This window comes from Corynebacterium sp. 2571A (assembly GCF_055700935.1).
Genome location: NZ_JASTTE010000002.1, coordinates 614243 through 639093 on the forward strand (window position 1 = coordinate 614243; position 24851 = coordinate 639093).

At 66.2% G+C, this 24851-nt stretch carries 25 protein-coding genes; 18 read left to right on the forward strand and 7 right to left on the reverse strand.

The genetic code is table 11. The features are described 5' to 3' along the window. Positions 1–73 precede the first annotated feature (73 nt). The gene (locus tag QQS53_RS06290) at positions 74–490 is read right to left on the reverse strand and encodes a VOC family protein (RefSeq protein ID WP_472775022.1); all 417 of its coding nucleotides are present in this window, start codon (positions 488–490) and stop codon (positions 74–76) included. Between the two features lie 216 nt (positions 491–706). Here QQS53_RS06290 and dapB point away from each other — a divergent pair, with 216 nt between their 5' ends. The 7 genes from dapB to QQS53_RS06325 all read left to right on the forward strand — a co-directional run bounded on the left by dapB (position 707) and on the right by QQS53_RS06325 (position 10647). Continuing rightward, positions 707–1453, forward strand: a complete 747-nt coding sequence (gene dapB, locus QQS53_RS06295; RefSeq protein ID WP_472775023.1) for a 4-hydroxy-tetrahydrodipicolinate reductase — start codon at positions 707–709, stop codon at positions 1451–1453. A gap of 3 nt (positions 1454–1456) precedes the next feature. Continuing rightward, positions 1457–2209 (forward strand): FAD-dependent thymidylate synthase, encoded by a 753-nt coding sequence (gene thyX / locus QQS53_RS06300; RefSeq protein WP_472775024.1) that lies wholly within the window; start codon positions 1457–1459, stop codon positions 2207–2209. Positions 2210–2271: 62 nt separating this feature from the next. Then, on the forward strand, positions 2272–3180 hold the full coding sequence (gene dapA / locus QQS53_RS06305) for a 4-hydroxy-tetrahydrodipicolinate synthase (RefSeq protein WP_472775025.1): 909 nt from the start codon (positions 2272–2274) through the stop codon (positions 3178–3180). A 2-nt stretch (positions 3181–3182) separates the two neighbouring features. Then, positions 3183–5354: a ribonuclease J gene (locus QQS53_RS06310; RefSeq protein ID WP_472775026.1), complete on the forward strand. Its 2172-nt coding sequence runs from the start codon at positions 3183–3185 to the stop codon at positions 5352–5354. Positions 5355–5418: 64 nt separating this feature from the next. Then, positions 5419–6045 (forward strand): TIGR03085 family metal-binding protein, encoded by a 627-nt coding sequence (locus tag QQS53_RS06315; protein ID WP_472775027.1) that lies wholly within the window; start codon positions 5419–5421, stop codon positions 6043–6045. Between the two features lie 77 nt (positions 6046–6122). Continuing rightward, entirely contained in the window at positions 6123–9344 is a 3222-nt protein-coding gene (locus tag QQS53_RS06320; protein ID WP_472775028.1) for a DNA translocase FtsK, read from the forward strand. A gap of 187 nt (positions 9345–9531) precedes the next feature. Beyond that, entirely contained in the window at positions 9532–10647 is a 1116-nt protein-coding gene (locus QQS53_RS06325; RefSeq protein ID WP_472775029.1) for a TerC family protein, read from the forward strand. Between the two features lie 148 nt (positions 10648–10795). On the opposite strand, the gene QQS53_RS06330 is transcribed toward QQS53_RS06325, so the two are convergent. Then, the gene (locus tag QQS53_RS06330) at positions 10796–11083 is read right to left on the reverse strand and encodes a YciI family protein (protein ID WP_368519161.1); all 288 of its coding nucleotides are present in this window, start codon (positions 11081–11083) and stop codon (positions 10796–10798) included. 256 nt (positions 11084–11339) lie between these two features. On the opposite strand from QQS53_RS06330, the gene pgsA reads away from it, so the two are divergent. The 4 genes from pgsA to QQS53_RS06350 all read left to right on the forward strand — a co-directional run bounded on the left by pgsA (position 11340) and on the right by QQS53_RS06350 (position 13751). Continuing rightward, the gene (pgsA, locus tag QQS53_RS06335) at positions 11340–11885 is read left to right on the forward strand and encodes a CDP-diacylglycerol--glycerol-3-phosphate 3-phosphatidyltransferase (RefSeq protein WP_472775068.1); all 546 of its coding nucleotides are present in this window, start codon (positions 11340–11342) and stop codon (positions 11883–11885) included. Beyond that, positions 11878–12393, forward strand: a complete 516-nt coding sequence (locus tag QQS53_RS06340; RefSeq protein WP_472775030.1) for a CinA family protein — start codon at positions 11878–11880, stop codon at positions 12391–12393. The genes pgsA and QQS53_RS06340 overlap by 8 nt, the downstream gene beginning before the upstream one ends. Positions 12394–12429: 36 nt before the next feature. Beyond that, positions 12430–12771, forward strand: coding sequence for a helix-turn-helix domain-containing protein (locus QQS53_RS06345; protein WP_070768471.1), 342 nt, complete (start codon positions 12430–12432; stop codon positions 12769–12771). 110 nt (positions 12772–12881) lie between these two features. Next, positions 12882–13751, forward strand: coding sequence for a PspA/IM30 family protein (locus QQS53_RS06350; RefSeq protein WP_472775031.1), 870 nt, complete (start codon positions 12882–12884; stop codon positions 13749–13751). A 98-nt stretch (positions 13752–13849) separates the two neighbouring features. Here the strand turns inward: QQS53_RS06350 and QQS53_RS06355 are convergent, their stop codons facing one another. Genes QQS53_RS06355 through QQS53_RS06365 form a run of 3 tightly spaced genes read right to left on the reverse strand, consistent with a single transcriptional unit; the run spans position 13850 to position 15753 of the window. Then, positions 13850–14467 carry an energy-coupling factor transporter transmembrane component T family protein gene (locus QQS53_RS06355; RefSeq protein WP_472775032.1) on the reverse strand — a complete coding sequence of 206 codons (618 nt, stop codon included), beginning with the start codon at positions 14465–14467 and terminating at the stop codon, positions 13850–13852. A 19-nt stretch (positions 14468–14486) separates the two neighbouring features. Beyond that, the gene (locus QQS53_RS06360) at positions 14487–15179 is read right to left on the reverse strand and encodes an energy-coupling factor ABC transporter ATP-binding protein (RefSeq protein WP_472775033.1); all 693 of its coding nucleotides are present in this window, start codon (positions 15177–15179) and stop codon (positions 14487–14489) included. Beyond that, positions 15166–15753, reverse strand: a complete 588-nt coding sequence (locus QQS53_RS06365; RefSeq protein WP_472775034.1) for a biotin transporter BioY — start codon at positions 15751–15753, stop codon at positions 15166–15168. Before QQS53_RS06365 ends, QQS53_RS06360 begins: the two co-directional genes overlap by 14 nt. 174 nt (positions 15754–15927) lie before the next feature. On the opposite strand from QQS53_RS06365, the gene QQS53_RS06370 reads away from it, so the two are divergent. The 5 genes from QQS53_RS06370 to QQS53_RS06390 all read left to right on the forward strand — a co-directional run bounded on the left by QQS53_RS06370 (position 15928) and on the right by QQS53_RS06390 (position 20456). After that, the gene (locus QQS53_RS06370) at positions 15928–16143 is read left to right on the forward strand and encodes a DUF3046 domain-containing protein (RefSeq protein ID WP_472775035.1); all 216 of its coding nucleotides are present in this window, start codon (positions 15928–15930) and stop codon (positions 16141–16143) included. A gap of 237 nt (positions 16144–16380) precedes the next feature. Further along, positions 16381–17529 carry a recombinase RecA gene (recA, locus tag QQS53_RS06375; protein ID WP_472775036.1) on the forward strand — a complete coding sequence of 383 codons (1149 nt, stop codon included), beginning with the start codon at positions 16381–16383 and terminating at the stop codon, positions 17527–17529. A 4-nt stretch (positions 17530–17533) separates the two neighbouring features. Further along, on the forward strand, positions 17534–18130 hold the full coding sequence (gene recX / locus QQS53_RS06380; protein ID WP_472775037.1) for a recombination regulator RecX: 597 nt from the start codon (positions 17534–17536) through the stop codon (positions 18128–18130). A gap of 61 nt (positions 18131–18191) precedes the next feature. Beyond that, positions 18192–19712, forward strand: coding sequence for a tRNA (N6-isopentenyl adenosine(37)-C2)-methylthiotransferase MiaB (gene miaB / locus QQS53_RS06385; protein WP_472775069.1), 1521 nt, complete (start codon positions 18192–18194; stop codon positions 19710–19712). A 24-nt stretch (positions 19713–19736) separates the two neighbouring features. Next, positions 19737–20456 carry an Rv2732c family membrane protein gene (locus QQS53_RS06390; protein ID WP_472775038.1) on the forward strand — a complete coding sequence of 240 codons (720 nt, stop codon included), beginning with the start codon at positions 19737–19739 and terminating at the stop codon, positions 20454–20456. A 5-nt stretch (positions 20457–20461) separates the two neighbouring features. Here QQS53_RS06390 and QQS53_RS06395 read toward each other — a convergent pair whose 3' ends face one another. Further along, positions 20462–21670: a GNAT family acetyltransferase gene (locus tag QQS53_RS06395; RefSeq protein ID WP_472775039.1), complete on the reverse strand. Its 1209-nt coding sequence runs from the start codon at positions 21668–21670 to the stop codon at positions 20462–20464. Between the two features lie 5 nt (positions 21671–21675). Beyond that, entirely contained in the window at positions 21676–23031 is a 1356-nt protein-coding gene (locus tag QQS53_RS06400) for a DUF349 domain-containing protein (RefSeq protein WP_472775040.1), read from the reverse strand. 197 nt (positions 23032–23228) lie between these two features. Between QQS53_RS06400 and QQS53_RS06405 the strand changes: the two genes are divergently transcribed. Next, the gene (locus QQS53_RS06405; protein ID WP_472775041.1) at positions 23229–23882 is read left to right on the forward strand and encodes a hypothetical protein; all 654 of its coding nucleotides are present in this window, start codon (positions 23229–23231) and stop codon (positions 23880–23882) included. A 2-nt stretch (positions 23883–23884) separates the two neighbouring features. Continuing rightward, positions 23885–24790 (forward strand): tRNA (adenosine(37)-N6)-dimethylallyltransferase MiaA, encoded by a 906-nt coding sequence (miaA, locus tag QQS53_RS06410; RefSeq protein ID WP_472775070.1) that lies wholly within the window; start codon positions 23885–23887, stop codon positions 24788–24790. The last annotated feature ends 61 nt before the right edge of the window (positions 24791–24851 follow it).

The window sequence follows — 24851 nt, forward strand, 5'->3', positions numbered from 1 at the left end:
CCTTGGGTAGGTAAAGGTTATCCCCAGTTTAGCCGAAACGCGTGTGGCGATTGTTAATTATGAAAAGAGGAGGTTAGTTCTTGAGCTCCACGATCTGGATCAGGTTGCCGCAGGTGTCGTCGAAGACCGCGATCCGGGACGGGCCCACGTCGGTTGGCTCCATGGTGAACTCGACGCCGCGGTCTTTAAGCGCCTTGTAGTCCCGGTCCAGGGAGTCGGTGAGGAACTGCGTGAGCGGAATCCCTGCCGACCGCAGCGCCTCGGTGAACTCGCCGGCGGCGGGGTGGCCCTTGGGCTCGAGCACGATTTCCATGCCGGCGCCGGGCAGCACCGAGCCGTCCTCGGCCAGCTGCGTCGGGTTGGTGATGGTCAGCCAGCGGAAATCGCCGTGCGTGACGTCGTCCTTGACCTGGAAGCCGATCGTGCCAACGTAGAAATCGTGGGCGTGGGCCACATCATTGACCAAAATGGAACCGATATACATGCGCATGCGCGCCAGTATAGTGGCCCAAAGCCGTGCGGCCGGGCGGTAGAATGGCCGGGGTAACAGAACGCGGGCTCTCGGCCCGCAGCCGTGTTTCAGCCGTTTCCACCGCTACAGCCTTAAAAAGGTTGGCGGTGGGCCCGCGCCGTCCCGCCCCGCGCGGGGCGGGGTGCGGCGGCTGGCGCGGGAAGAAAAGACCGCAATGGGAAAGAAGGTAGCGCGATGAATATTCAAGTCGGTGTGCTGGGTGCAAAGGGACGCGTGGGCGAGGCCGTCGTCGAGGCGGTGCAGGCTGCCGAGGACCTGGACCTGGCGGCGACCATCGACCACGGCGACTCCCTGGAGCTGCTCAAGACCAACGGCGTCCAGGTCGTCGTGGACTTCACCACGCCGGATTCCGTCATGGGCAACCTGGAGTACTGCGTGTCCAACGGTATCCACTGCGTGGTGGGCACCACGGGCTTTGACAAGGACCGCCTGGCCCAGGTCAAGCAGTGGACGCAGGCCTCCGGAGCGGGGCACGTGCTGATCGCGCCGAACTTCGCTATCTCCGCCGTGCTGACTATGGTGCTCTCCCGCCAGGTCGCCCAGTACTTCGAGACCGCCGAGGTCGTGGAGTACCACCACCCGACGAAGCTGGACGCGCCGTCCGGCACCGCCGTGCACACCGCGGAGGGCATCGCCGCCGCCCGCCAGGAGGCCGGCATGGGGCCCATGCCGGACGCCACGGAAAAGGCCTTGGACGGCGCCCGCGGCGCCAACGTGGACGGCGTTCCGGTCCACGCGGTGCGCACCCGCGGCATGGTGGCCCACGAGGAGGTCATCTTTGGCGCCCAAGGCCAGAGCCTGACCATCCGCCAGGACTCTTACGACCGCACTTCCTTCGTGCCGGGCGTGCTGGTCGGCGTCCGCAACATCGCCGACCGCCCGGGCTTGGTCGTCGGGCTGGAATCCTACCTGGGACTCTAGATCATGGCTGAGGTCAGTAACCTGCAGGTTGAGCTGATTGCAGCGACGGCCTTTCACGCCCCCACCGGGGTGGAGTGGGAGCCGGATGACACGGCCACCGACGCCGAGGCGCTGGTCGAGTTCGCTGGCCGGGCCTGCTACGAGTCCTTCGACAAGCCGAACCCGCGCACCGCCACCAACGCCGCCTACCTGCGGCACATCCTGGAGGTCGGCCACGCCGGCTTGCTCGAGCACGCCACGGCGACACTCTATATCCGCGGCATCTCCCGCTCGGCCACCCACGAGTTGGTGCGGCACCGGCACTTCTCCTTCTCCCAGCTCTCGCAGCGCTTCGTGCACCCCGAGCGGGCCGCCGTCGTGCTGCCGGAGCCCATCGCCCGGGACGAGCAACTGACCCGGCTGCTGCTGTCCGCGGTGGATGAGAGCCGTTTCGTCTACGAGGAGCTGCTCCACGCGCTGGAGGAGAAGCTGGAGGACGAGCCTAATGCGCTGTTGCGCAAGAAGCAGGCCCGCCAGGCCGCGCGGGCCATCCTGCCGAACGCCACCGAGTCCCGGATCGTGGTCACGGGCAACTACCGCACCTGGCGGCAGTTCATCGCCGCGCGGGCGACGGAGCACGCGGACACGGAGCTGCGCGCGGTGGCCGTGGCCTGCCTGCGGCTTTTGTCTCAGCAGGCGCCCGTGCTCTTTGATGATTTTCACATCACCACGTTGTCCGACGGCACGGAGATGGCCGCCAGCCCCTACGCGGGCTAGAACACCGCCATGCCGGGGGCGGATGCCCGCAGCTCATCAATAAGCGGGTATCCTTGACGCCTATGAGCACAGGTATGACTGCACAGACCGGCATCGAGACCTTCGGCCGCGTCGGGGTCGCCATGGTCACACCGTTTGACCAGGACGGCGCCCTGGACTTGGGCCGGGCTCGAGAGCTTGCTGCGCACCTCGTGGACAACGGCATTGATTCCCTCATCATCGGGGGCACTACGGGTGAGTCTCCCACCACCTCCGTGGTGGAGAAGACTGAAATGGTAAAGGCCGTCAAGGACGAGGTGGGCGACAGGGCACGAATTTGCGCTGGTGCGGGAACCAATAATACGGTGTCTTCCGTAGAGCTTGCCCGCACCATGGCGAATGCGGGGGCGGACAGCCTCCTGGTCGTGACCCCGTATTACTCGAAGCCTTCGCAGGCGGGAGTCCTGGCGCACTTCACCGAAGTAGCTGGCGCCACCGATCTGCCGATCTGCGTCTACGACATTCCTGGTCGCTCCGGTATCCCGATCCACGCGGATACGTTACGCCGGTTGGCTGAACTGCCCACCGTCGCGGCCGTGAAGGACGCGAAGGGTGACCTGTCACTCGGCGCCCAACTAATGCAAGAGACCGGACTGGCGTGGTACTCCGGCGATGATCCGCTCAACCTCCCGTGGCTTGCCATGGGGGCCAGCGGCTTCATCTCGGTCATCGGCCACGCCGCCCCGCGGGCTCTTGCGGAGCTTTATACTTCTTTCTCAGAAGGAAACCTTGCACGTGCAAGGGAGATAAACGTAAATATTCTGGCCCCGCTCGTTCACGCCCAAGCGCGTCTGGGCGGCGCCACCTTAGCCAAGGCGGCCCTGCGACTGCAGGGTATCGACGTCGGCGATCCGCGGCTGCCCATTCTGGCAGCCACCGAGGATGAGCTGACCGAACTCCGCCGCGATATGCAACAAGCTGGAGTCCTATAAGTATGACTGAATCTCGTAACCGCGCCCGGAAAGTGACCCGCAAGGCGGGCCCGCCGACGGGCCAAGAAGCAGCCTCCAACGAGGCGGCATCGCCGGTATTCCAGGCCCCGCAGAACACCGGAAACGACACTTCCGGCAACAACGGCAACGGAAACAACAACGGCAATTCTGATAACAAGAACAATCAGAACAACGGCGGCAACCAGGGCAACGACAACCACGGTGGGAACGACAACCACGGTGGGAACGGAAACAACAACGGCGGCAACCGCCGTTCCAACCGTTCCCGCGGTTCCCGCGGCGGCCGCGGCCGTGGCCGGGGCGGCAACAACGGCGGCAACGGCAACAACAACGGCAACGGTAAGGGCGGCAAGAACAACCGCAACAACAACCGGGGCCGCCGTAACGTGCCTAAGTCCATGCAGGGCGCGGATCTGACCAAGCGCCTGCCGGAGCCGCCGAAGCAGGCCAAGGGCTCGCTGCGCATCTACGCGCTGGGCGGCATCTCCGAGATCGGCCGCAACATGACCGTCTTCGAGTACGACGGCCGCCTGCTGATCATCGACTGCGGCGTGCTCTTCCCGTCCTCGGGTGAGCCGGGCGTGGACCTCATCCTGCCGGACTTCGGCCCGATCGAAAACCGCTTGGACAAGGTGGAGGCCCTCGTGGTCACCCACGCGCACGAGGACCACATCGGCGCTATCCCGTGGCTGCTGAAGCTGCGCCCGGATATCCCGATCGTCGCCTCCCGCTTCACCATCGCGCTGATCGCGGCCAAGTGCAAGGAGCACCGCCAGAAGCCGAAGTTCGTTGAGGTCAACGAGAAGTCGGACGTTTCCTACGGCCCGTTCCGCGCGCGTTTCTGGGCCGTCAACCACTCCGTGCCGGATGCCCTGGGCATCATGCTGGGCACCCCGGCCGGCAACATCATCCACACCGGCGACATCAAGATGGATCAGACCCCGCTGGATGGTCGGCCGACCGACCTGCCGGCCCTGTCCCGCTACGGCGACGAGGGTGTGGACCTGATGCTGTGTGACTCGACCAACGCGAACATCCCGGGCGTTTCCGCCTCGGAGGGCGACATCCCGGCCACCTTCAAGCGCCTGGTTTCCAACGCCCGCCAGCGCGTCATCATCGCGTCCTTCGCGTCCAACGTCTACCGCGTGCAGGCGGCTATCGATGCCGCCGTGGCCGCCGGCCGCAAGGTCGCTTTCAACGGCCGCTCCATGATGCGCAACATGGAGATCGCGGAGAAGATGGGCTTCCTGAAGGTCCCGCGCGGCACCATCGTGCCGATTGACGAGGCCGCCAAGATGGCCCCGCACAAGACGGTCCTGATCACCACCGGTACCCAGGGCGAGCCGATGGCCGCGCTGTCGCGCATGGCCCGCCGGGAGCACCGCCAGATCACCGTCCGCGACGGCGATCTCATCGTCTTTTCCTCCTCGCTCATCCCGGGCAACGAGGAAGCCGTCTTCGGCATCATCAATATGCTGTCGCAGATTGGCGCCGAGGTCGTGACCAACAAGGAGGCCAAGGTGCACGCCTCCGGCCACGGTTACGGCGGCGAGCTGCTCTTCCTCTACAACGCCGCGCGCCCGAAGAACGCCATGCCGGTCCACGGCGAGTGGCGCCACCTGCGCGCCAACAAGGAGCTGGCCATTTCGACCGGCGTCGACCGCGACCGGGTCGTGCTGGCGCAGAACGGCGTCGTCGTCGACCTGCACAACGGCCGCGCCCAGGTCGTGGGCCAGATCCAGGTCGGCAACCTCTACGTCGACGGCGTGAACATGGGCGAGGTCGACGCGGACACGCTGGCAGATCGCACCAACCTGGGCTCCGGCGGCGTGGTCTCGATTACCTGCGTCATCGACAACCGCACTTCCCGCCTGATGGAGCACCCGACGGTCGCGACCACCGGCTTCAGCGACGACGATCGCTCCGTGGTCCCGGAGGTGGCCGAGCTGGTCGAGAACACCATGAACGACCTGGCCGCCGAGGGCGAAAACGACACCTACCGCATGGTGCAAAAGATTCGCCGCAAGGTCTCCAAGCTCATGGATTCCAAGTACAAGCGTGAGCCGGTCATCCTGCCGACCATCGTGCCCACCTCGGGCGACGGTTCGCTGATTGACGACGATGAGGTCCACAGCGCCCGCGAATCCCTGTAGCGCCTAAACCGGCGCGGGTGCTCCCCAGCTCCCTTCTCAAGCGTGAAGGGATATGCTGGGGAGCATGTCTTTTTCCGGTACTGAAAGAAACCGACTAGCCGATCTCCTCATTGACCTAGGCCCGGACGCCGACACCTTGTGTGAAGGCTGGACCACCCACGACATGGCCGCGCACCTCTGGCTGCGCGAGCACCGCCCCGACGCGGCCGCCGGCATGTTCATCCCGGCTCTTAGCGGCCACCTGGACAAGGTCACCAACCAGGTCAAGGAGCGCGACTACGTGGAGCTGGTCAACGCCTGGCGCGCGGGCCCGCCGAAGTGGAGCCCGTTCTTCCTCCTCGACTCGCAGGCGAACTTCGCGGAGCACTTCATCCACCACGAGGACGTCCGCCGCGCCAACGGCCAGACCGAGCCGCGGGACTTCTCCGCCGCGGTGGATGACCAGTTCACTGCTACGCTTCGCCGCTTCGCCCCGCTCATGCTGAAGAAGTCGCGCCTGCCCGTCATCCTGCACCCGGCTGGCGGCCAGCGGATTGTGGCCGCGGACAAGCGGGGGGTGGCCGAGCGCGGCGACGCCGTGGTGGCTATCTCCGGGCAGCCGGCCGAGCTGCTGCTGTGGGTCTACGGCCGCGACGCCGCCCAGGTGGAAATTGCGGGCGACGAGTCCGCGATTGTAAAATCTAGCCTGTAGGGTTGACCGCAACTTTTCTTCGTGAAATGTGTGTTGCGCCTGTGATTAGTGGGGTATAAGCGGCTAGAGTTACAGGCATGTCTGTCAAGAATGCCTCGTCTCGCCGCAGTAGCTCCCCTGGCCGCAACAAACCTTCGCCGGCCAAACGGGCGCGTCCGGCGGGCCGTGGCAAGGCCCCCGAGACTTTAGCGGTATCCAGCGCTGCCGAGAGCGAGCACCCTCGCACCGGCAGCGCTTTCCGTGCGGTCGGGCACGGGGTTGGGGCTATGTTTTCGGCCACCGCCCGCGGCGTGAGCCGGGGCCTGGCAAGCCTAAAGCCCAGCGACGAAGACTTGCTGGACGAGGGCAACGCCGGTAACGATCATAGCGACGGCGCTGCGGCGCCGGTGGAGCAGAACACTAAGCGGCCGCGCCGCGCCAAGAGAAAGAAGTCAGAAATTACGCCTGAGGACACCCCGTCGAAAAGGTCGAAATTGGAAGAAGAGATTGACGAACACGACGCGCTGGATAACGAAGAGTCCACCGCGGAGGCCGGCATATCCATTGGCAACCCGGACGCGGTTGGCCTGATCCTGCTGGGCCTTGCCGCGGTGATCGGCGCCTCCGTGTGGCTGGACATCGCCGGCCCCATCGGTGCCGGCATTGCCACCGTGGTTCACCTCGTCATCGGCGCGGGCGCACTCGTGCTGCCCGTCGCCCTGGTTGCCCTGGCCTTGGTGCTTATGCTGCGCATCGGCGGGCCCTCGGGCGGCATCCCGCCCCGGGTCATCCTCGGTACGACCCTCATCGTGGTGTCCATGTTGGGGCTAATCCACATCTTCGCCGGTGACCCCACCGAATGGGCCGACCGCATGAGCGCCGGCGGCGCCGTGGGCGCCTGGACCGGCGGGCTGCTGGCCCTGGGCTTTTCGGGCTACGTGGCCGTGCCCCTGCTCTTTTTGGTCATCGTCTACGGCGCGCTGAAGGTCACCGGCATTACCGTGCGCGAGGCGTGGGACCTGCTAGTCGACACGATCTCCGGCCTGCGCGGTAAGGACGCCGCGGGGGAGGATGCTGACGACGACGCCTACGGCCAGGTCAGCGATCACATCGACGACATCGCCGCCGGCCGTAACAGCGGGCGCCGTTCCACCGCCCGCCGGGCCACGGGGCGCCTGCTGCCCAACAAGCCGAAGCCGGCCCCGCAGGCGGGCCCGGGAGCAGGTTCCGCCGCTGCCGCGGGCGCCGGGGGTGCTGCGGGCGCGGCAGGTGCCGCCGCGTCCCCGGGTTCTGCCTGGAGCGCTGCGGAGGCGGAGACCACTGCTTTGAACAATCCGGGCCGTGCGGCCGGGACCAAGTCCAGTCAGCGCGATGAGTTGGCGGATACCAACGAGATCCCGGTCGTACGCGACGCCACCCCGGAACCGGAAGACCTGTTTAGCGCCTCCCAGGATGCCGGGGCCGCGGAGCCCACGCGCACCCTGGACGCGGGCGCGACGTCGACGCCGCGCGCGGCTGGTGCTCAGTCGAAGCCCAGCGACGCGGTCTCGGCCTCGCGGGAGGCCATGCGCCAGGCGATTATCGCCCGCTCCGGTCAGGATCCGGCCAGCGGGAAGGCCGCCGGCGAGGAAGAGCCGGCGGCAGCACCCGCCGCGGCGACCGCTCCCGCGACCCAGGCGCCGACCGAGGACGGCGACTACGACCTGCCGACGACGGACCTGCTGACCGCGGGCACTCCGGCGAAGGAGCGCACCGAGGTCAACGATCACATCATCGCGGCCATCACGGACGTCTTCGAGGAGTTCAAGGTCAACGCCCAGGTGACCGGCTTTAGCCGCGGGCCGACAGTGACCCGCTACGAGATCGAGCTGGGACCGGGCGTGAAGGTCTCGAAGGTGACCAACCTGCAGTCCAACCTGGCCTACGCCGTGGCCACCGACAACCTGCGCCTGCTGACCCCGATCCCCGGCAAGTCCGCCGTGGGTATCGAGGTGCCGAACCCGGACCGCGAGATGGTACGCCTGCGCGAGGTGCTCGACGCCCCGGCGACCCGCGCGCAGACCGACCCGATGCTCATCGGCCTGGGCAAGGACATCGAGGGCGACTTCGTCTCGGCTTCGGTCAAGAAGATGCCCCACCTGCTGGTGGCCGGTGCTACCGGCTCCGGTAAGTCGGCATTCGTGAACTCCATGCTGGTCTCCCTCCTCACGCGCGCGACGCCGGAGCAGGTGCGCCTCATCCTGGTCGACCCGAAGATGGTCGAGCTGACGCCGTACGAGGGGATCCCGCACCTCATCACCCCGATCATCACGCAGCCGAAGAAGGCTGCGGCGGCCTTGCAATGGCTGGTTGAGGAGATGGAGCAGCGCTACCTGGACATGAAGTCCGCGCGCGTGCGTAAGATTGAGGATTTCAACGCCAAGGTGCGCTCCGGCGAGTACCAGGCCCCGGCCGGCTCTCAGCGCGACGTTCGTCCGTACCCGTACATCGTTTGCGTGGTCGACGAGCTGGCGGACCTGATGATGACGGCGCCGAAGGAGATCGAGGACTCCATTGTCCGCATCACCCAGAAGGCCCGCGCGGCCGGTATCCACCTGGTCCTGGCTACCCAGCGCCCGTCCGTCGACGTGGTCACCGGTCTCATCAAGACCAACGTGCCGTCCCGCCTGGCGTTCGCTACCTCCTCGCTGACCGATTCCCGCGTCATCCTGGACCAGGGCGGGGCGGAAAAGCTCATCGGCATGGGCGACGCCCTGTTCATCCCGCAGGGCGCCGGCAAGCCGCAGCGCCTGCAGGGCGCGTTCGTCACGGACGAGGAAGTCCAGGCCGTGGTCGATGCCGCCAAGCAGCAGGCCCAGCCGAACTACACCGAGGGTGTTACCGAGGAGAAGCAGGATAGCAAGAAGAAGGAAATCGACGACGATATCGGAAAGGATATGGACGACCTCCTGGAGGCCGTCGAGCTCGTCGTTACTTCCCAGCTGGGCTCCACCTCCATGCTGCAGCGCAAGCTGCGCATCGGCTTCGCCAAGGCCGGCCGCCTGATGGATCTTATGGAATCCCGCGGCGTCGTGGGCCCCTCGGAGGGCTCGAAGGCCCGCGAGGTGCTCACCAAGCCGGAGGAGCTCGAGACCATGCTGTGGTACATCAAGGGCGCTGACCCGGCTGATGCTCCCAAGGAGGTGCAAGAAGAAATGGCACAACAGGAAGCTGCGGGTGCCGCCGGTGAGGCGGACACCAACCCGGACGGGGCGTCTGCCGGTGGGGAAGATCCCCGCACCGTACAAGCAACCTACAACCCGTCGTCGGGGGCGTTTTAAGGCCCCGACGGGCCGACTCGTGTAGGATTAAGCGAGTCTTGGAGGGGAGTACCCCATCCTTCGGCGCTGATCGTCAACACGGCAGCGGCAGCACACACTGCCCGCTCCCGGTCGCGCCGGCCCGGGTGTCCGGGCGGGGGAGACCTCCGGTCAATTTTTTGCTGCAACGACCGGAGGGATAAGTGCCATGAGTGTACCCGTATGGATTTGGCTGCTAACTGGCGCAGTCATTCTCGGATTTTTCGTCTTTGATTTCTACTCGCACGTGCGTACCCCGCACGAGCCCACCCTGAAAGAATCCGGTCTGTGGACCGGCTTCTACGTCGCTTTGGCGCTGCTGTTCGGCGTAGTCATCTGGGTCCTGTGGGACCACGAACACGCCGTGCAGTACTACACCGGTTACGTGACGGAGAAGGCCCTGTCGGTTGACAACCTCTTCGTCTTCGCCCTGATCATGGGCGCGTTCAAGATCCCGCGGAAGTACCAGCAGAAGGTGCTGCTCATCGGCATCGTGCTGGCACTCCTCTTCCGCCTGGTCTTCATCCTGCTGGGCGCCGCGGTCATCGCCGCGTGGTCGGACGTGTTCTACCTGTTCGCCATCTTCCTGCTCTACACCGCCATCAAGCTGATCGTGGACGAGGTTCGCGACGCCCCGGAGACCGACCCGAACGACATGGCGGTCATCAAGATGATCCGCAAGGCCATCCACGTCACCCCGCGCTACCACGGCGACAAGCTCATCCACCGCGAGGAATCCGGCCCCAAGAAGGGCAAGCTGGCGCTGACCCCGCTGTTCGTGGCGCTGGTGGCCATCGGCCTGATTGACATCATGTTCGCCTTCGACTCCATCCCGGCCATCTACGGCATCACCTCGGAAGCGTTTTTGGTCTTTACCACCAACGCCTTCTCTTTGATGGGCCTGCGCCAGATGTACTTCCTGCTCGACGGCCTGTTGGACCGCCTGGTGTACCTGCCGTATGGCCTGGGCATCATCCTGGGCTTCATCGGCGTCAAGCTGCTGCTGCACGCCCTGCACGAGAACAACCTGCCGTTCATCAACGGCGGCGACGACGTCCCAGTGCCGGAGGTCTCCACCATCTGGTCACTGATCATCATCGTGGGCGTGCTTGTCATCACGGTGTTGGCATCCATCTGGAAGAACAAACGCGACGAAGCCCAAGGCGGCATCAAAGTCTCCCACAACCACTACGACTGGGACGAGGAAGGCAACAAGATCGTCCGCGACAAGCGCGGCCACCTCATCGGCAAGGCCGACGAGGTCGCCAGTTCCGAATTGCCTTAAGCCCGACCATGGTGGGGGCGGTGCGCTAGCGCACCGCCCCCACCCGATCGCCCCGAGCACGATCTTTCGAAAGCCCGTATCTACGCTGTTGATGGGGAATCTGGTCGGGCATATGGCGCTGCGGCGCCGGAATGAAAGAATGCGCAGTCTAAAAAATCTTGGTGACGGGGTTCCACTCGCGGAAGCTGCGGCGGGTTACCACGCCTGAGGTGTGGAACGGGTCGTCGTCCATGATCTTGATGGCGTCGGCGACCTGGGCGTCGTCGTCTAGCTGCAGGATGATGAGCGCCCCGCCGGCTGAATCCGGGTGGGGGCCGGAGCCCACAATGAGGCCCTTCTCGTGCAGGCTGTTGATGAATTCGCGGTGGGCGGGGCGCTGCTCCGACACGAGCGGGTTGGTGGGCGCGTAGTCGTAAAAGGTGGCGAAATACTTCATGCTGTCATCTTAGTTTTTTAGCGCCCGCCCCGGCGGTTTTCTTGCGGACTAGATCGGTTCCTGGTCTATTCCTGGGCGAGACTTGCTCCCTGAACTAGCGGGGGTTTGGCTTTGTCCGCCTCGCTGATTGTCCGGTGGGGCCCCGTTTGGGCCGTGGCAGAAAAGGAAACTATCTAAAGCAGGTAAGATTGTAGGCGTGAGTCAACCAGGAACTAGGTCATCCAACCCCGGCCCAGCGCACAGCGGTGGCGGGGGCTTGAAGCGCGGCGGGGAGAAGCCCTCCAATTGGAACCTGCCCAACATCCTGACTAGCCTGCGAATCCTTTTCATTCCGTTCTTTGCCTGGCTCGTGTTGGCTGAACATCAGTGGTGGGCGTTTGCTGTCTTCGTCCTGCTGATGATTACGGACAAGCTCGACGGCGACATCGCCCGGGCTAAGGGGCTCATCACGGATTTCGGCAAGATTGCCGATCCGATTGCAGACAAGGCGCTGATGACCACGGCGCTGGTCTGTCTGAATATCATCGGGGTGTTGCCGTGGTGGATCACCGTGGTCATCCTGGTGCGCGAGTTCGGCATCACTATCTGGCGCATGGTCATGCTGCGACGCGGTCTGGTGGTCCCGGCCTCCAAGGGCGGCAAGCTCAAGACCGTTTTGCAGTCACTGGCTGTAGCCATGTATCTGTGCCCGTTGCCCGACTGGATGAATATCCCGACGCTGACCGTCATGCTCCTAGCCATGGCCGTCACGGTTGTCACGGGCGTGCAGTACCTGGCGGATGCCCGGAAGCACAATGCCTAATCCTTCTGGCCCAAACCCCGCCGCCCGTGAGATGGTGACCGCACTGAAGGAGCGCGGCGAGACCGTCGCCTGGTGCGAGTCCCTGACCGCGGGGCTGGGCGCGGCCACGCTCGCCACGGTGCCCGGGGCATCGGCGGTCCTGCGCGGGGGACTGGTCACCTACGCCACTGAACTCAAGACCACGCTGGCCGGCGTGGACCCCGCGCTGATCGCGGAGCACACTGTTATCTCCGCTCCAGTGGCGGAGGCAATGGCCGCGGGGGCGCGGGCGCAGTGCGGCGCCGACTGGGGCTTGGCCTTGACCGGCGTGGCCGGGCCCGACCCGCAGGACGGGCACGCGGTTGGCGAGGTCTGGGCGGGGCTTGCCGCCCCGGATGACTCCCAGCACTCCTGGCAAGTGGGTGGTCGTGCTGGCCTTTCGGGTACCCGAGACGAGATTCGGGCCAGGGCAGTGGCCGACACGCTTGCCGTGGCTGTGGAAAAGATTCGAAATTTTCCTCGCCGATAGGGAACAAAGTACGTTACTGAGCCGTTGGAACTAGTGATGAACACTACTACCGCACTGCTGGATACCCCCACCCGCTCCCATGCCGCGCCGTTGAACGAGCCGCTGCTGCGGGAGGCCCTGGGCTTGAGCCTGCGTGCTTTCCGCGCGGACAAGTCCGTGACTCTGCGCGAGCTCGCCGCGGTCGCCCACGTCTCCCCGGGCTACCTGTCCGAGCTCGAGCGCGGCCGCAAGGAGGTTTCCTCCGAGATGCTCGCGGCGGTCTGCGGCGCGCTCGACGTGTCGGTGGCCGACGTACTCATCGAGGCCGCCGGCTACATGGCGCTGCCGTCGGTGGATGAAGAACTGGCGCAGACCGCCCCGGCTGCCTCCGAGCTTTAGCTCCCCTTGACGCCGCCTATTGGCAGCGTGTGCCCGCTATTTTCGCTACGATGGTGGGTCGAAGCACTACTGAGCAATCGATATGTTTAAAGAAAAGAGGCCCTTGGCTCATGGCTAACCCATTTTCCAAACTCTGGAAGTACCTGATGGCTTTGTTTGACTCCAAGATTGAGGAAAACGCCGATCCGAAGGTCCAGATCGAGCAGGCCATCGAGGACGCTCAGCGCCAGCACCAGGAACTGTCCCAGCAGGCTGCGGCCGTCATCGGTAACCAGCGCCAGTTGGAAATGCAGCTGAACCGCCGCCTGGGCGAGATCGAGAAGCTGCAGGGCAACACCAAGCAGGCCCTGCAGCTGGCCGACAAGGCCCGCGCCGACGGCGACGAGACCAAGGCGGTCGAGTACGAAAACGCCGCTGAGGCCTTCGCCGCGCAGCTGGTGACCGCGGAGCAGTCCGTCGAGGACACCAAGAAGCTGCACGACCAGGCCCTGCAGCAGGCAGACCAGGCCAAGAAGGCTGTCGAGCGCAACGCTATGGCGCTGCGCGAGAAGGTGGCGGAGCGCTCCAAGCTGCTGAGCCAGCTGGAGCAGGCCAAGATGCAGGAGAAGGTCTCCGAGTCGCTGAGCAGCATGAACGAGCTGTCCAACGGCTCGACCCCGTCGCTGGACGCCGTCCGCGACAAGATCGAGCGCCGCTACTCCAAGGCTCTGGGGCAGGCCGAGCTGGCTGAGAACTCCGTCGAGTCCCGCATGCAGGAAGTCCAGCAGGCCGGCGTGCAGCTGGCCGGCCACTCCCGCCTGGAGCAGATCCGCGCCGAGATGAACGACTCCAAGCCGGTCGAGTCGGGCCAGAAGAAGCAGCAGATTGAGTCCGGCCAGAGCACCAGCGGCAACGCCCAGTCGGCCGCCGACAAGGCAGCCCAGCCGGAGGTCAGCAACGACGCCGTGGAGGCCCGCCTGCGCGAGCTGCGCGGTGAGTAATCCGCACTAGCTACTGTGCTTAGCATCAGCGCCCGCTGACAGACACAACCCCCAGCCATCCCGAACAGGGAAGCTGGGGGCTTGCTGCGTTGCTGGCCCTAATCGCCGACGCCGCGGGCGGCCAGCGCCTCGCCCATTGCCTGGGCGCGGCGGATGGAGCGAATGACCACCGGGGTGGCAAAGGCCATCACGGACATGTTCGCTCCGCGGGCCTTGCGGGCGTCCAAGACCTCGCCGACGGTTTCGAACATCAGCGGGATGAGTCGGATAGTCAGGGACATCGCCAAGCTGATGGTCTCCACGGGCAGGCCGAAACGCGCCAGGGGAGCAAGGGTCCGCTCCATCGACTCCATGATCTCGTCCACCGTCGAGGTGAGAGTGAGCAGGAAGGCGACCTCCATCGCCGCGAAGATGGTCAAGAACATCACTGCCGCGTACTCGAAGTCGCGCGACCACCACTGGAAGGCCGCCAGCGGCACGAGGATAAACAAGGGCGGGGTGAGCTGGCTGGCGATGATGGACGGCGGGACCTGGGCCAGGGCGTAGGGGATAGCGCCTACGATTGCCGCGGCTAGGGCCCAGGGGATGGTCCTGATGAAGATGCTGGTGACCAAGATAAAGACGATGATGATAGCCAGCTTCACCGAGGGAGAGAGCCGGTGAACGATGGTGTCTTTATCGACGTAGACATTCAGCGGTATGTTTTTGCGCCGCACGAGCGTTGACTCCTTTGCCTTAGAGCGGGCGGGCTGCCATGAGGTCGCGGTAGAAGCTCAAGACCTCCGCCGGCGGGCCGTCGGCGGCGACCTGGTGGTCGTCAATGCAGATGACCCGGTCGAAGTCGCTGAGGAAATCCAGGTCGTGCGTGACGACGATGAGCTGTTGCTCCAGGCTGGCAAACTCGCGCCGGATGCGGTCGCGGTTGCGCAGGTCCAGCAGGGTCGTGGGCTCGTCAGCGAGGATCAGCGTGGGGTCGATGACGAGTACGGCCGCTAGCGCCAGCATCTGCTTCTGCCCGCCCGACAGGGTGTGCGGGGATTGCTCCGCTAGGTCCGTCAGTCCGAAACGCTCCAATGCGGCGTCGACGCGGCGGTTGCGCTCCTCCTTCGACAGCTTGAAGCGGCGCAGGGAGAAGGCGACGTCGTCGCGCACCTGTGGCATGACGATCTGGTTTTCGGCATCGGAGAAGACGAAACCGATCTTCTTGCGCAGCTCCTTGCCGTTGTCTTCGACGTCGAGTCCGTCGACCGTCACCGTACCGCTGGTCGGCTCACCCAGTCCGTTGATTAGACGGGTCAGGGTGGACTTGCCACCGCCGTTCGCGCCGATGATGCCGATACGGTGCTCGTTAAGCTCCAGGCAGATGTCGCGCAGGACCTCGGTCTCGTCGTAGGTGACGCCGACGTGGTCGAACTTAATTGTTGGCACGGCGGTCAGCTCGTCGCTTGGTAGCGCCCATGAGATCCGGGAAGGCGGCGTGCACGCCGTAGGCAATGATGATGGCGACGACGAGCTTCGCGGAGTCCACCGGGACGAAGGCGAACTGAGCCACGGTGGCCTCGGTCAGCGAAAGGCCGGAGCGGACCATCAGGCCGATAGCACCGCAGACGTACTGGATGAGCAGGGCCACGACGCCGGCCAGGATGAAGATGCCGATGCGGGCGCCCTTGGCGCGCGGGGCGCGGTAGGCGATGGAGCCGGCGACCCACGGGGAGATCACGTATCCGATGATGTAGCCCACGGTCGGGCCGGCCAGGGCGCGCAGCGTGGTGCCGCCGCCGGCCAGTACCGGCAGGGCTAGTCCGAGGAAGAGGAAGAGCAGGCCGACGGCCAGGCCGCGCTTGCCGCCCAGGACGAGCCCGGCCAGGATGATGGCGGCGTTTTGCAAAACGATCGGGACGCCGGCGGTGCCGACGGGGATGGAGACAAAGGCGAGGACAATGACGAGGGCGGTAAAGACCGCCACGTAGGCCAGATCGGAGGCCAGAGTATTCTTCTTCATGCCCGAAAACCCTAGCAGCGAATTGATATTCTGCAGGAAACTGGCACTTTTGAACGGTGTTCATGCAGGGTAGTGGTACCCCCGTTAGCACCCCTTATAGTGAGGAAGGCAAACGTTTTTCATCCCGCCCGCCGGGTTGGTTGGCCGCGGATATAACGCGGTAGGATGGCGGGCATGCGTTTGACGGAGTACACCCAGCTTATTACGGACGAATTCGGGGCCGAAAAGGCCGCCTGGATTTCCCATTCGCATGTCCTGGCCGAATTCGGGGATACCGCGGACGCGCTTATCGAACGCGGCGTCGATCCGGGCACAGTCTGGGACGGGTTGTGTGACGATTTCAGCGTCCCGGAAGAGCGCCGACTGGGCGTGGACTATCCGACCACATGATCTGCAGACGGCGTGCCGCATTCGAAATTCGAACAGGCGTGCGTGTACTATGGGGTCGGTGTCCGTCGGCGGTTTTAAGTTTTACGGTGTAAACGCCAGCGCGCGGGAACCCACCGGCTAGCCGGCGGAGTCTAAAAGTTAAGGCCGCGGGTTTATCCGTGCGCTGAGTTATAAACGCGAAGTGCTCTAAGTACTCAAGCCCCAAAAGACTTGTTGAAGAAAAGGTGAGTTAGAACCATGGCTGCTAAGAAGAAGTCCGCTAAAGCCACCGGAAATAGCGCGGATGACCGCAAGAAGGCGCTAGACGCCGCGATGGCCATGATCGAAAAGGATTATGGCAAGGGCGCGGTCATGCGCCTGGGCGATGACAACCGCCCGCCCATCCAGGCGATCTCCTCCGGTAACACCGCCATTGATATCGCCCTGGGCATCGGCGGCTTCCCGCGCGGCCGCGTGGTGGAGATCTATGGCCCGGAGTCTTCCGGTAAGACCACGGTGGCCCTGCACGCCATTGCGGAGGCCCAGAAGGGCGGGGGCATTGCCGCCTTTATCGACGCCGAGCACGCTCTTGACCCGGAATACGCCCGCCTGCTGGGCGTGGACACGGACAACCTGCTGGTCTCCCAGCCGGATACCGGTGAGCAGGCGCTGGAGATCGCGGACATGCTGGTGCGTTCCGGTGCCATCGACATCATCGTGGTGGACTCCGTGGCCGCGCTGACGCCGAAGGCGGAAATCGAAGGCGAAATGGGCGACAGCCACGTCGGCCTGCAGGCCCGCCTGATGTCGCAGGCGCTGCGTAAGATGACCGGCGCGCTGTACAACTCCGGCACCACCGCCATCTTCATTAACCAGCTGCGTGAAAAGATCGGCGTCATGTTCGGCTCCCCGGAGACGACCACTGGCGGTAAGGCCCTGAAGTTCTACGCCTCGGTGCGCTGCGACATCCGCCGCATCCAGACCCTGAAGGACGGCCAGGACGCCATCGGTAACCGCACCAAGATGAAGATCGTCAAGAACAAGGTCTCCCCGCCGTTCAAGATCGCGGAGTTCGACATCATGTACGGCGAGGGCATCTCCCGTGAGTCCTCCATCATCGACTTGGGCGTCGAGCACGGCTTCATCAAGAAGTCCGGCTCCTGGTTCACCTACGAAGGCGACCAGCTGGGGCAGGGCAAGGAGAAGGCCCGCAATTTCCTGAAGGAAAACCAGGACCTGGCCAACGAGATCGAGAAGAAAATCTTCAAGAAGCTGGGCGTGGGTGCCGACGCCGCCAACGCGGACGAGGAAGTCGCCATGGACGTGCCGGGTGCCGATGATGACCTTACGGATGAGTCGGTGGGCCTGGTGCCGAACGTCGACTTTGACGACGACGACCAGGACTAGGTAGATGCCGCAGCCATCGCCGGACAAGATTGCGCAGCTGCAGCGCGCCTTGGACGATTATGCGCGCGGCAGCGGGGAGACCGATCTCTTCGATAAAGAAGCCGAGGAATCCAAGTCCCAGGTCCGCGAGCGCGCCTTGCGGCTGCTGGACCAGCGCTCCCGCTCGCGGCATGAGCTCGCCCAGCGCCTGGAGAAGCTGGAATTCGATCCCGCGGTCGTCGCGGACGTTGTGGATGACTTGTCCCGGGTAGGGCTGGTTGATGACGCCGCCTTCGCCCGCGAGTGGGTGCGCCAGCGCCACCAGGCCCGCGGGAAATCCGCCCGCGTGCTGGACCAGGAGCTGCAACGCAAGGGCGTGGGTGCGGAGGAACGCCAAGAGGCGTTGGAGCAGATCGACGCCGCCGACGAGCGCGCCATGGCCTGGTCGCTGGCGCAAAAGAAGGCCCGCGGCGTGAAGGCCGTGCCGGCGGATCGGCACGAGCGGGACAAGGCGCTACGCCGCATCGTGGGTGTGCTGGCCCGCCGCGGGTTCCGGGAATCTGACTCGCTGGATCTGGCGAAGAAGGCGCTGGCCGAGCGCGAGGCCGAGCTGGAAGCCTAGGCCCCGGGCGGTTATGACATGGCCTGGTTGATCATTAAAATGAACCGTCGTGACTAACCCCATGACTGAAAACCCGCGCACCTACGAGGTGCGCACGTTCGGCTGCCAGATGAACGTGCACGACTCGGAGCGTATCTCCGGCCTCCTGGAAGACGCCGGTTACGTGGCCGCCCCGCAGGAGGCGGAGCCGGATCTCATCGTCTTCAACACCTGCGCGGTGCGCGAGAACGCCGACAAGCGTCTCTACGGCACCCTGGGCTCACTGAAGAAGACCAAGGAGAACCACCCCGGCATGCAGATCGCCGTGGGCGGGTGCCTGGCGCAGAAGGACAAGGACACCGTCTTGACCAACGCGCCGTGGGTGGACGCTGTTTTCGGTACCCACAACATGTCTGCGCTGCCGACGCTGCTGGAGCGCGCCCGCCATAACGACGAGGCGCAGATCGAAATCGTCGACGCGCTGGAGGCGTTCCCCTCGGTGCTGCCCGCCAAGCGCGAGTCCGCCTACTCCGGTTGGGTGTCCATCTCCGTGGGCTGCAACAACACGTGCACCTTCTGCATCGTGCCCTCGCTGCGCGGCAAGGAAGAGGACCGCCGGCCCGGCGACATCCTCGCCGAGGTCCAGGCGCTGGTCGACCAGGGCGTGTCCGAGGTGACCCTGCTGGGCCAGAACGTCAACGCCTACGGCGTCCACTTCGCCGACCCGGAACTGCCGCGCGACAAGTACGCGTTTTCCAAGCTCTTGCGCCAGGTGGGCCAGATCGAGGGCCTGGAGCGCCTGCGCTTTACCTCCCCGCACCCGGCGGAATTTACCTCCGACGTCATCGACGCCATGGCGGAGACCCCGGCGGTCTGCCCGCAGCTGCACATGCCGCTCCAGTCGGGCTCGGATAAGGTGCTCAAAGACATGCGCCGGTCCTACCGCACGAAGAAATTCCTCCGCATCCTGGATGAGGTCCGCGAGAAGATCCCGCACGCGGCGATCACTACCGACATCATCGTCGGCTTCCCGGGCGAGACCGAGGGGGACTTCCAGGAGACCATGGAGTTGGTACGCAAGGCGCGGTTTAGCTCCGCGTTCACGTTCCAGTACTCCCCGCGGCCGGGCACCCCGGCGGCGGAGATGGAACAGCAAATCCCTAAGGACGTCGTCCAGGACCGCTTCGAGCGCCTGGTGGCCCTGCAGGACTCCATCCAGGCCGAGGAAAACGCCCAGCTGGTAGGCACCGACGTGGAGCTGCTCGTGCAGGCCACCGGCGGGCGCAAGAACGACCAGACCCACCGCCTGTCCGGGCGCGCCCGGGACGGCCGCCTGGTCCACTTCGCCGCAGTGGACGGCGACGGAAACGACATCCGGGACGACATCCGCCCCGGCGACGTCGTGCACACCACGGTGACGGATTCCGGATCCTTCTTCCTGGTGGCCGACGCCGGGGTGAGCTCCCACCGCCGCACCAAGGCCGGCGACATGTCGGCCGCCGGGCAGACCCCGACCACGGCGCCGGTGGGCGTCGGCCTAGGGTTGCCGTCGGTGGGGCGGCCGGCCGAAACCCCGGCATCCGCTAACGGCGGGTGCTGCTAAACAAACCGAGTAAGGTCGAAGACTGTGACTGATTCAAATCGCCCGGAAACGCCATCCTCCAGTTCGGAAGTAGAGCAGCCAGAATCGCTGCTCTACATCGAAAACAGCAAGGAGAAGCAGGCCGCCGCCGCGGCGGAAAAACGCGCGGCGCGCACGATGGACCTGCGCGGCCAGACCGTCACCCTCTGGGTGGCCGTGGCCCTGTTCGTGGCCTACCTGCTGCTGCCGCACGCGGGCCCGGCCCGCGGATTCCAGGTCCTGACCGGGCAGTCCGGCGAGGTGGAGATCTCCATCGTGGAATACGTCTTCGCCGTGCTGATGACCCTGGGCGTGGGCGTGCTAACCACCCTGACGCTGATTACTCGCCGGGCCGCATTCGGCCTGGCCGGCTGGATGATGGCGACGGTGGCCTTCGCGGTCTCGTTGTTCATGTTCTGGGTGCGCGGCTCCCAGGACTACGGGGTCGGCATCGGCGCCGTCTGCGGGGTCGTCGCCTGCGGACTTACCTTTATCGCCTACTGCCTGGTGGCCCTGCGCCGCAGCCCGGAGCAGCAGGAGGCCCAGGAGCGCGCCCGCGCGGCGGCCGGGACCATGGACGAGGTCGGACAGGTCCAGAACCGCATCCGCGCCACCGTGGACCCGGACAGCAACCCGCTGCTGGTCGATGACCGCCGCCAGCAGGCCGCGGCCCGCTACCGCCGCAGCCACGGCGAGACCAACGGCCCCGGCCAGCCGCGGAACTAACGGAACTACAGGTCGCGCTGCCAGGCCGTGGTCACGGCGATGGGCTGGCTGCCCAGGCGCGCGTGCAGCGCCCGCGCGGGCACGTCGCTGAGCGCGGCGGAGCCGTAGACCCGGTTCAGCTCCGGCCAGAAATCGCGCGCCATAACTAGCGCGGCCCGCGCGGTGGCCGTGGCCAGCCCCTGGCGGCGCCAACCCCGGTCGGTGACCATGAGCGTCCATTCGGCTATCTCCGCGTGCCCGCCGTGGTGGCGGCCGCACTCGGCGAGGCTGCGCACGCGTCGGCTGGCCCCGGTGGCATCGATAGCCGCCACGAGGACGGTCTCGGACCGGCGCTCGTGCACGCGGCGGCGGGCCTCGTTGAGCCGGTCGGCAGTCCAGGCCACCGGCTCGACGGTCATCTCCCCGTAGTCGGCGTCCTGCGAGGCCACTGTGAGAAGCTCGACGACCTGGGGCTCGATATCGGCGGGCAGGTCGTAGTTGTGGAAGGCAGCGAACTGCCACCCCTCGGGCAGGCCGGGGAGACCTGGGAGATCCGGGAGATCCGGGGAGTCCGGGGTGGCCTGGCCGCCCGGCTGCGTTAGGCGGGTGAGCAGCTGGGTCTCGGCGTGCCGGCGGCTAAAGCGGCTGCGCGTGAAGACCTCCGCGAGGGAGGCGGGCAGGACCTCGTCGTCCGGAGCGTGCATCATCCCGGTGAGCACGCGGGCACGGCCCAGGCGCTGGGCGAGCTCGCAGCCGGTATCTAGCATCCAGGCCAACAAATCCGCGGCCTCCGGCTCCAGCGGGGTGCCCGGCAGGGGGAGGTAGCCCGCGTCCAACACGCAGTCGAGCTCGACGTTGCCTAAGTCCTCGAGCTGCGGGCGGCTGATCTGGATAAAGCCCACGTAGTCGAGCTCCGGGATGTCACCGGTGCTGGCCAGCAGCGGGTAGCCCAGCGGAGAGAGCTCGCCTACGGGGACGGGGCCGGAGACCACCGCGAAAAGGTCAGTGAGCATCTCCGGGGTGCCGCACAGCGCGTGCAGCGCCAGCTCCGCGGACATGGAGGCCGCCGGATCCCCGGTGGCTTCCTGGGCGGCCAGGTTCGACAGGAAGCTCAGCGTCCGGATGGCGTCGCTGGGCTCGGCGAATACCGCAGGCTGGCCCGAGGCAACCGGGCGGCCGTCGCTGGTGCGGGGAGCGGCGAGGTGGGCTAGGTGCAGGTGGGGGAAATCAGGCACGGGTACTACTGCTCGTCCAGTACCGCGGCGGCGGTCTGGGCCCACTGCTCCCACTGCTCGGCCTGGGCGCGCAGCTTCTTTTCCTTCTGCGTGTTGCCCTTGGCGGCGGCCGTATCCGCCTGCTGGTTAAAGTCCTGCGCACGGGAGCGGAACTGATCCACGCGCGCCTGGGCCTCCGGGTCGGTGCGGCGCCACTGGGACTCCTCGGCGTCGGAGACGCGCTTTTCGACTTCGGCGATCTTGTCCTCGTACTCGCGGATCTGGTTGCGCGGGACGAAGCCAATCTCCTCCCACTTTTCCTGCAGCTCGCGCAGCTTGGCCTTGGCGGTGTTCAGGTTGGCCGCCGGGTCGATCTGCGGGGAGTACTCCGCCAGCAGCGCGTCCTTGGCCTGGGCGTTGGCGGCGAATTCCTTGTCGCGCTCCGCGTTGACCTGGTTGCGGGCGTTGAAGAAGTGGTCCTGGGCGGCGCGGAACTGCGCCCAGAGGCGATCATCCACGTCGCGCGGGGCGCGGCCGGCCGCCTTCCACTCTTGCATCAGGTCGCGGTAGGCGCGGGCGGTCGGGCCCCAGTCGGTGGAGTTCTGGAGCGCCTCGGCGCGCTCGACCAGCTCTTCCTTCTTCTTCCGGGCGGCAGCGCGGGTCCGGTCCAGCTCCGCGAAGTGGGAGCCGCGGCGGCGGTTGAAGGCGTCGCGGGCGCGGGAGTAACGCTTCCACAGCTGGTCATCGGTCTTGCGGTCGATGCCCTTGATGGTCTTCCACTCGTCCAGGATGGCGCGGATACGGTCGCCGGCGGCCTTCCACTCGTTGGAGTTTTCTGCGATCTCCTCGGCCTCGGCCGCGAGCTTTTCCTTCGCCGCGATGGCCGCGGTGCGGCGCTCGGCCTTGTCGGCCTGGGCCTGCTCCCGCGCGGCGACGGAATGATCCATGATGGCGGCCAGGCGCTTGTCCAGCGCGTCCAGGTCGCCCACCACGGCGGCGGTGGCCAGGTCCGCGCGCAGGGTGGCGGCGGTGTCCTTGATGGAATCCGCCTCCTGCGGGTTGGCCTTGAGGCGGGCCTCGAGCAGCTCGACCTCGGTGGCCAGGTCGTCGTAGCGCTTGCCGAAGTGGGCCAGGCCCTCGGCGGCCGTACCCGCCTGCCAGGAGCCAACGGCGCGCTCGCCGTCACCGGTGGTGACGTAGACGGTGCCGTCTGCAGCCACCCGGCCCCACTTGGTCGGGTCGGACTTCGGCGTCTGGGACAGTGCTACCGGCGCTGCCGGCTGAGCCCCGGGCCGCGGGGTTTGACCCGGCTTCGGGGCCTGCGGCCGAGGGCCGGGCTTCGGCATGTTGCCGGGGTGCGGTACCTGTGATTGAGGGGCCATGAGTCAAACACCATCCTTGTGCAAAAATCGCCGCCGCGCGACACGGCTGCCTTCAACGGGAGTATGCGATTTCGCGCCCTAAAAAGCGCGAAGTGCCGATTCATTACTTTACCCGGTATTCACCCGCCACGTGCGGACTCCCCGGCGGCCGGGCGAACTGTGGGTCAGCCCCCGCTGGCGGCTAAGATTATCCGCGTATGTCTACCTTCGTGATAATCCCCGGTTCCCCCGCCTTGGTGCGCGAACTCGCGCCTAACGATGCCGCCGGGGCCCAGTTGCTAGACCACGCCCGCGCGGCGCTGGGGCAGGCGGCAGCCAAGCGTCGCGCGCACGCCCTAGCCGAGCACGCCCGCGTGCCGGTCGATGTGGTCTGCTCGCAGGCGCCGCGCTGGCGTACCGAAAACGCCGGCTCCTTGGCGGCCTGGGGCGCGCCGCAGGTCCGGGTGTCGGGCGGGCATTACCTGGCGGAGCTGGTGGCCCGCTACGTCGCCGAGCCCGTCGACGGGGTAGAGGTGCGGGCCGTGCGCGAGCACCTCGGCACGCCCGACTCGCAGGCCATCACCGTGGTGGTCGTCGACGGCAGCGCCGGGCTAGACACCCGTGCCCCGTTGGCCGAGCTGCCCGCAGCAGCCGCGGCGCACCAATGGTGCTGCGAGCTGCTGGGGGCAGGCAGCACCAGTCCGCACGAGTGGGACGCGGGGCAGCTGTCCGAGGCCGGCATCGTCGAGCCGGCGCTCTGGCTGGAGCTGGCCGAGTGTGCCTGCCGCCGAGGCCTGCGGGAGGCGGAGCTCGTCGCCGCGGACGACTCCCTGGGTGTGGGGCGCTACGTAGCGCGCTGGGAGGTGGACTAATGCTGCCAACCCCCATTGCCGTGGTGGGGCCGACGGCCTCCGGCAAATCCGCACTCGGCGTGGCCCTGGCGCACGCACTCGACGGGGAAGTGGTCAACGTCGACTCCATGCAGCTGTACCGTGGCATGGATATCGGCACGGCCAAGCTCTCTGTCGAAGAGCGCGAAGGCATCCCGCACCACCAGCTGGACGTCTGGAACGTCACGGAGACCGCCTCCGTGGCCCGCTACCAGGCCGCGGCGATAGCGGACGTGGAAGACATCCAGTCCCGGGGTAAGACCCCGATCCTGGTCGGCGGGTCGATGCTCTACGTCCAGTCCCTGGTCGATGATTGGCAGTTCCCGCCCACGGACCCGGACGTCCGCCAGAAATACGAAGACCTCCGGCTAGACATCGGCACGGCGGCCCTGCACGACCTGCTGGCCGAGCGGGACCCGCAGGCCGCCGAGACCATCGAGGACCAGGACCCGCGGCGCACCGTGCGCGCCCTGGAGGTCATCGAGCTGACCGGCCGGCCCTTCCAAGCCAGCCAGCCGCCCAAGAACGCCCCGCCCCGCTGGGGGACGCGGCTGCTGGGGCTGCATGCCCCGGCCGAATGGCTCAACCCGCGCATTGAGCTGCGCACCCGGCAGATGTTCGCCCAGGGGCTGGTCGGCGAGGTCGAAGGCCTCAAAGAGGTGGGACTGCAGGCGGAGTCCACGGCCGGCCGGGCCATCGGCTACGCGCAGGTCCTGCAGTACCTCGACGGCCAGCTCTCCTTGGACGAGGCGGAAGAAAAGACCGTCTTCGGAACGCGCCGCTACGTGCGGCGCCAGCGCTCCTGGTTCCGCCGAGACAAGCGCATCTACTGGTTGGATGCGGCCGGCGACACCTTCGCCGCGGCCCAGCAGGCCTTAGGCCTGGGCTAGTAACCTCGCCGCCCCGCGCACCCCAGCCCCGCAGGCTGGGGCCTGGTCGGGAAACAGTAGA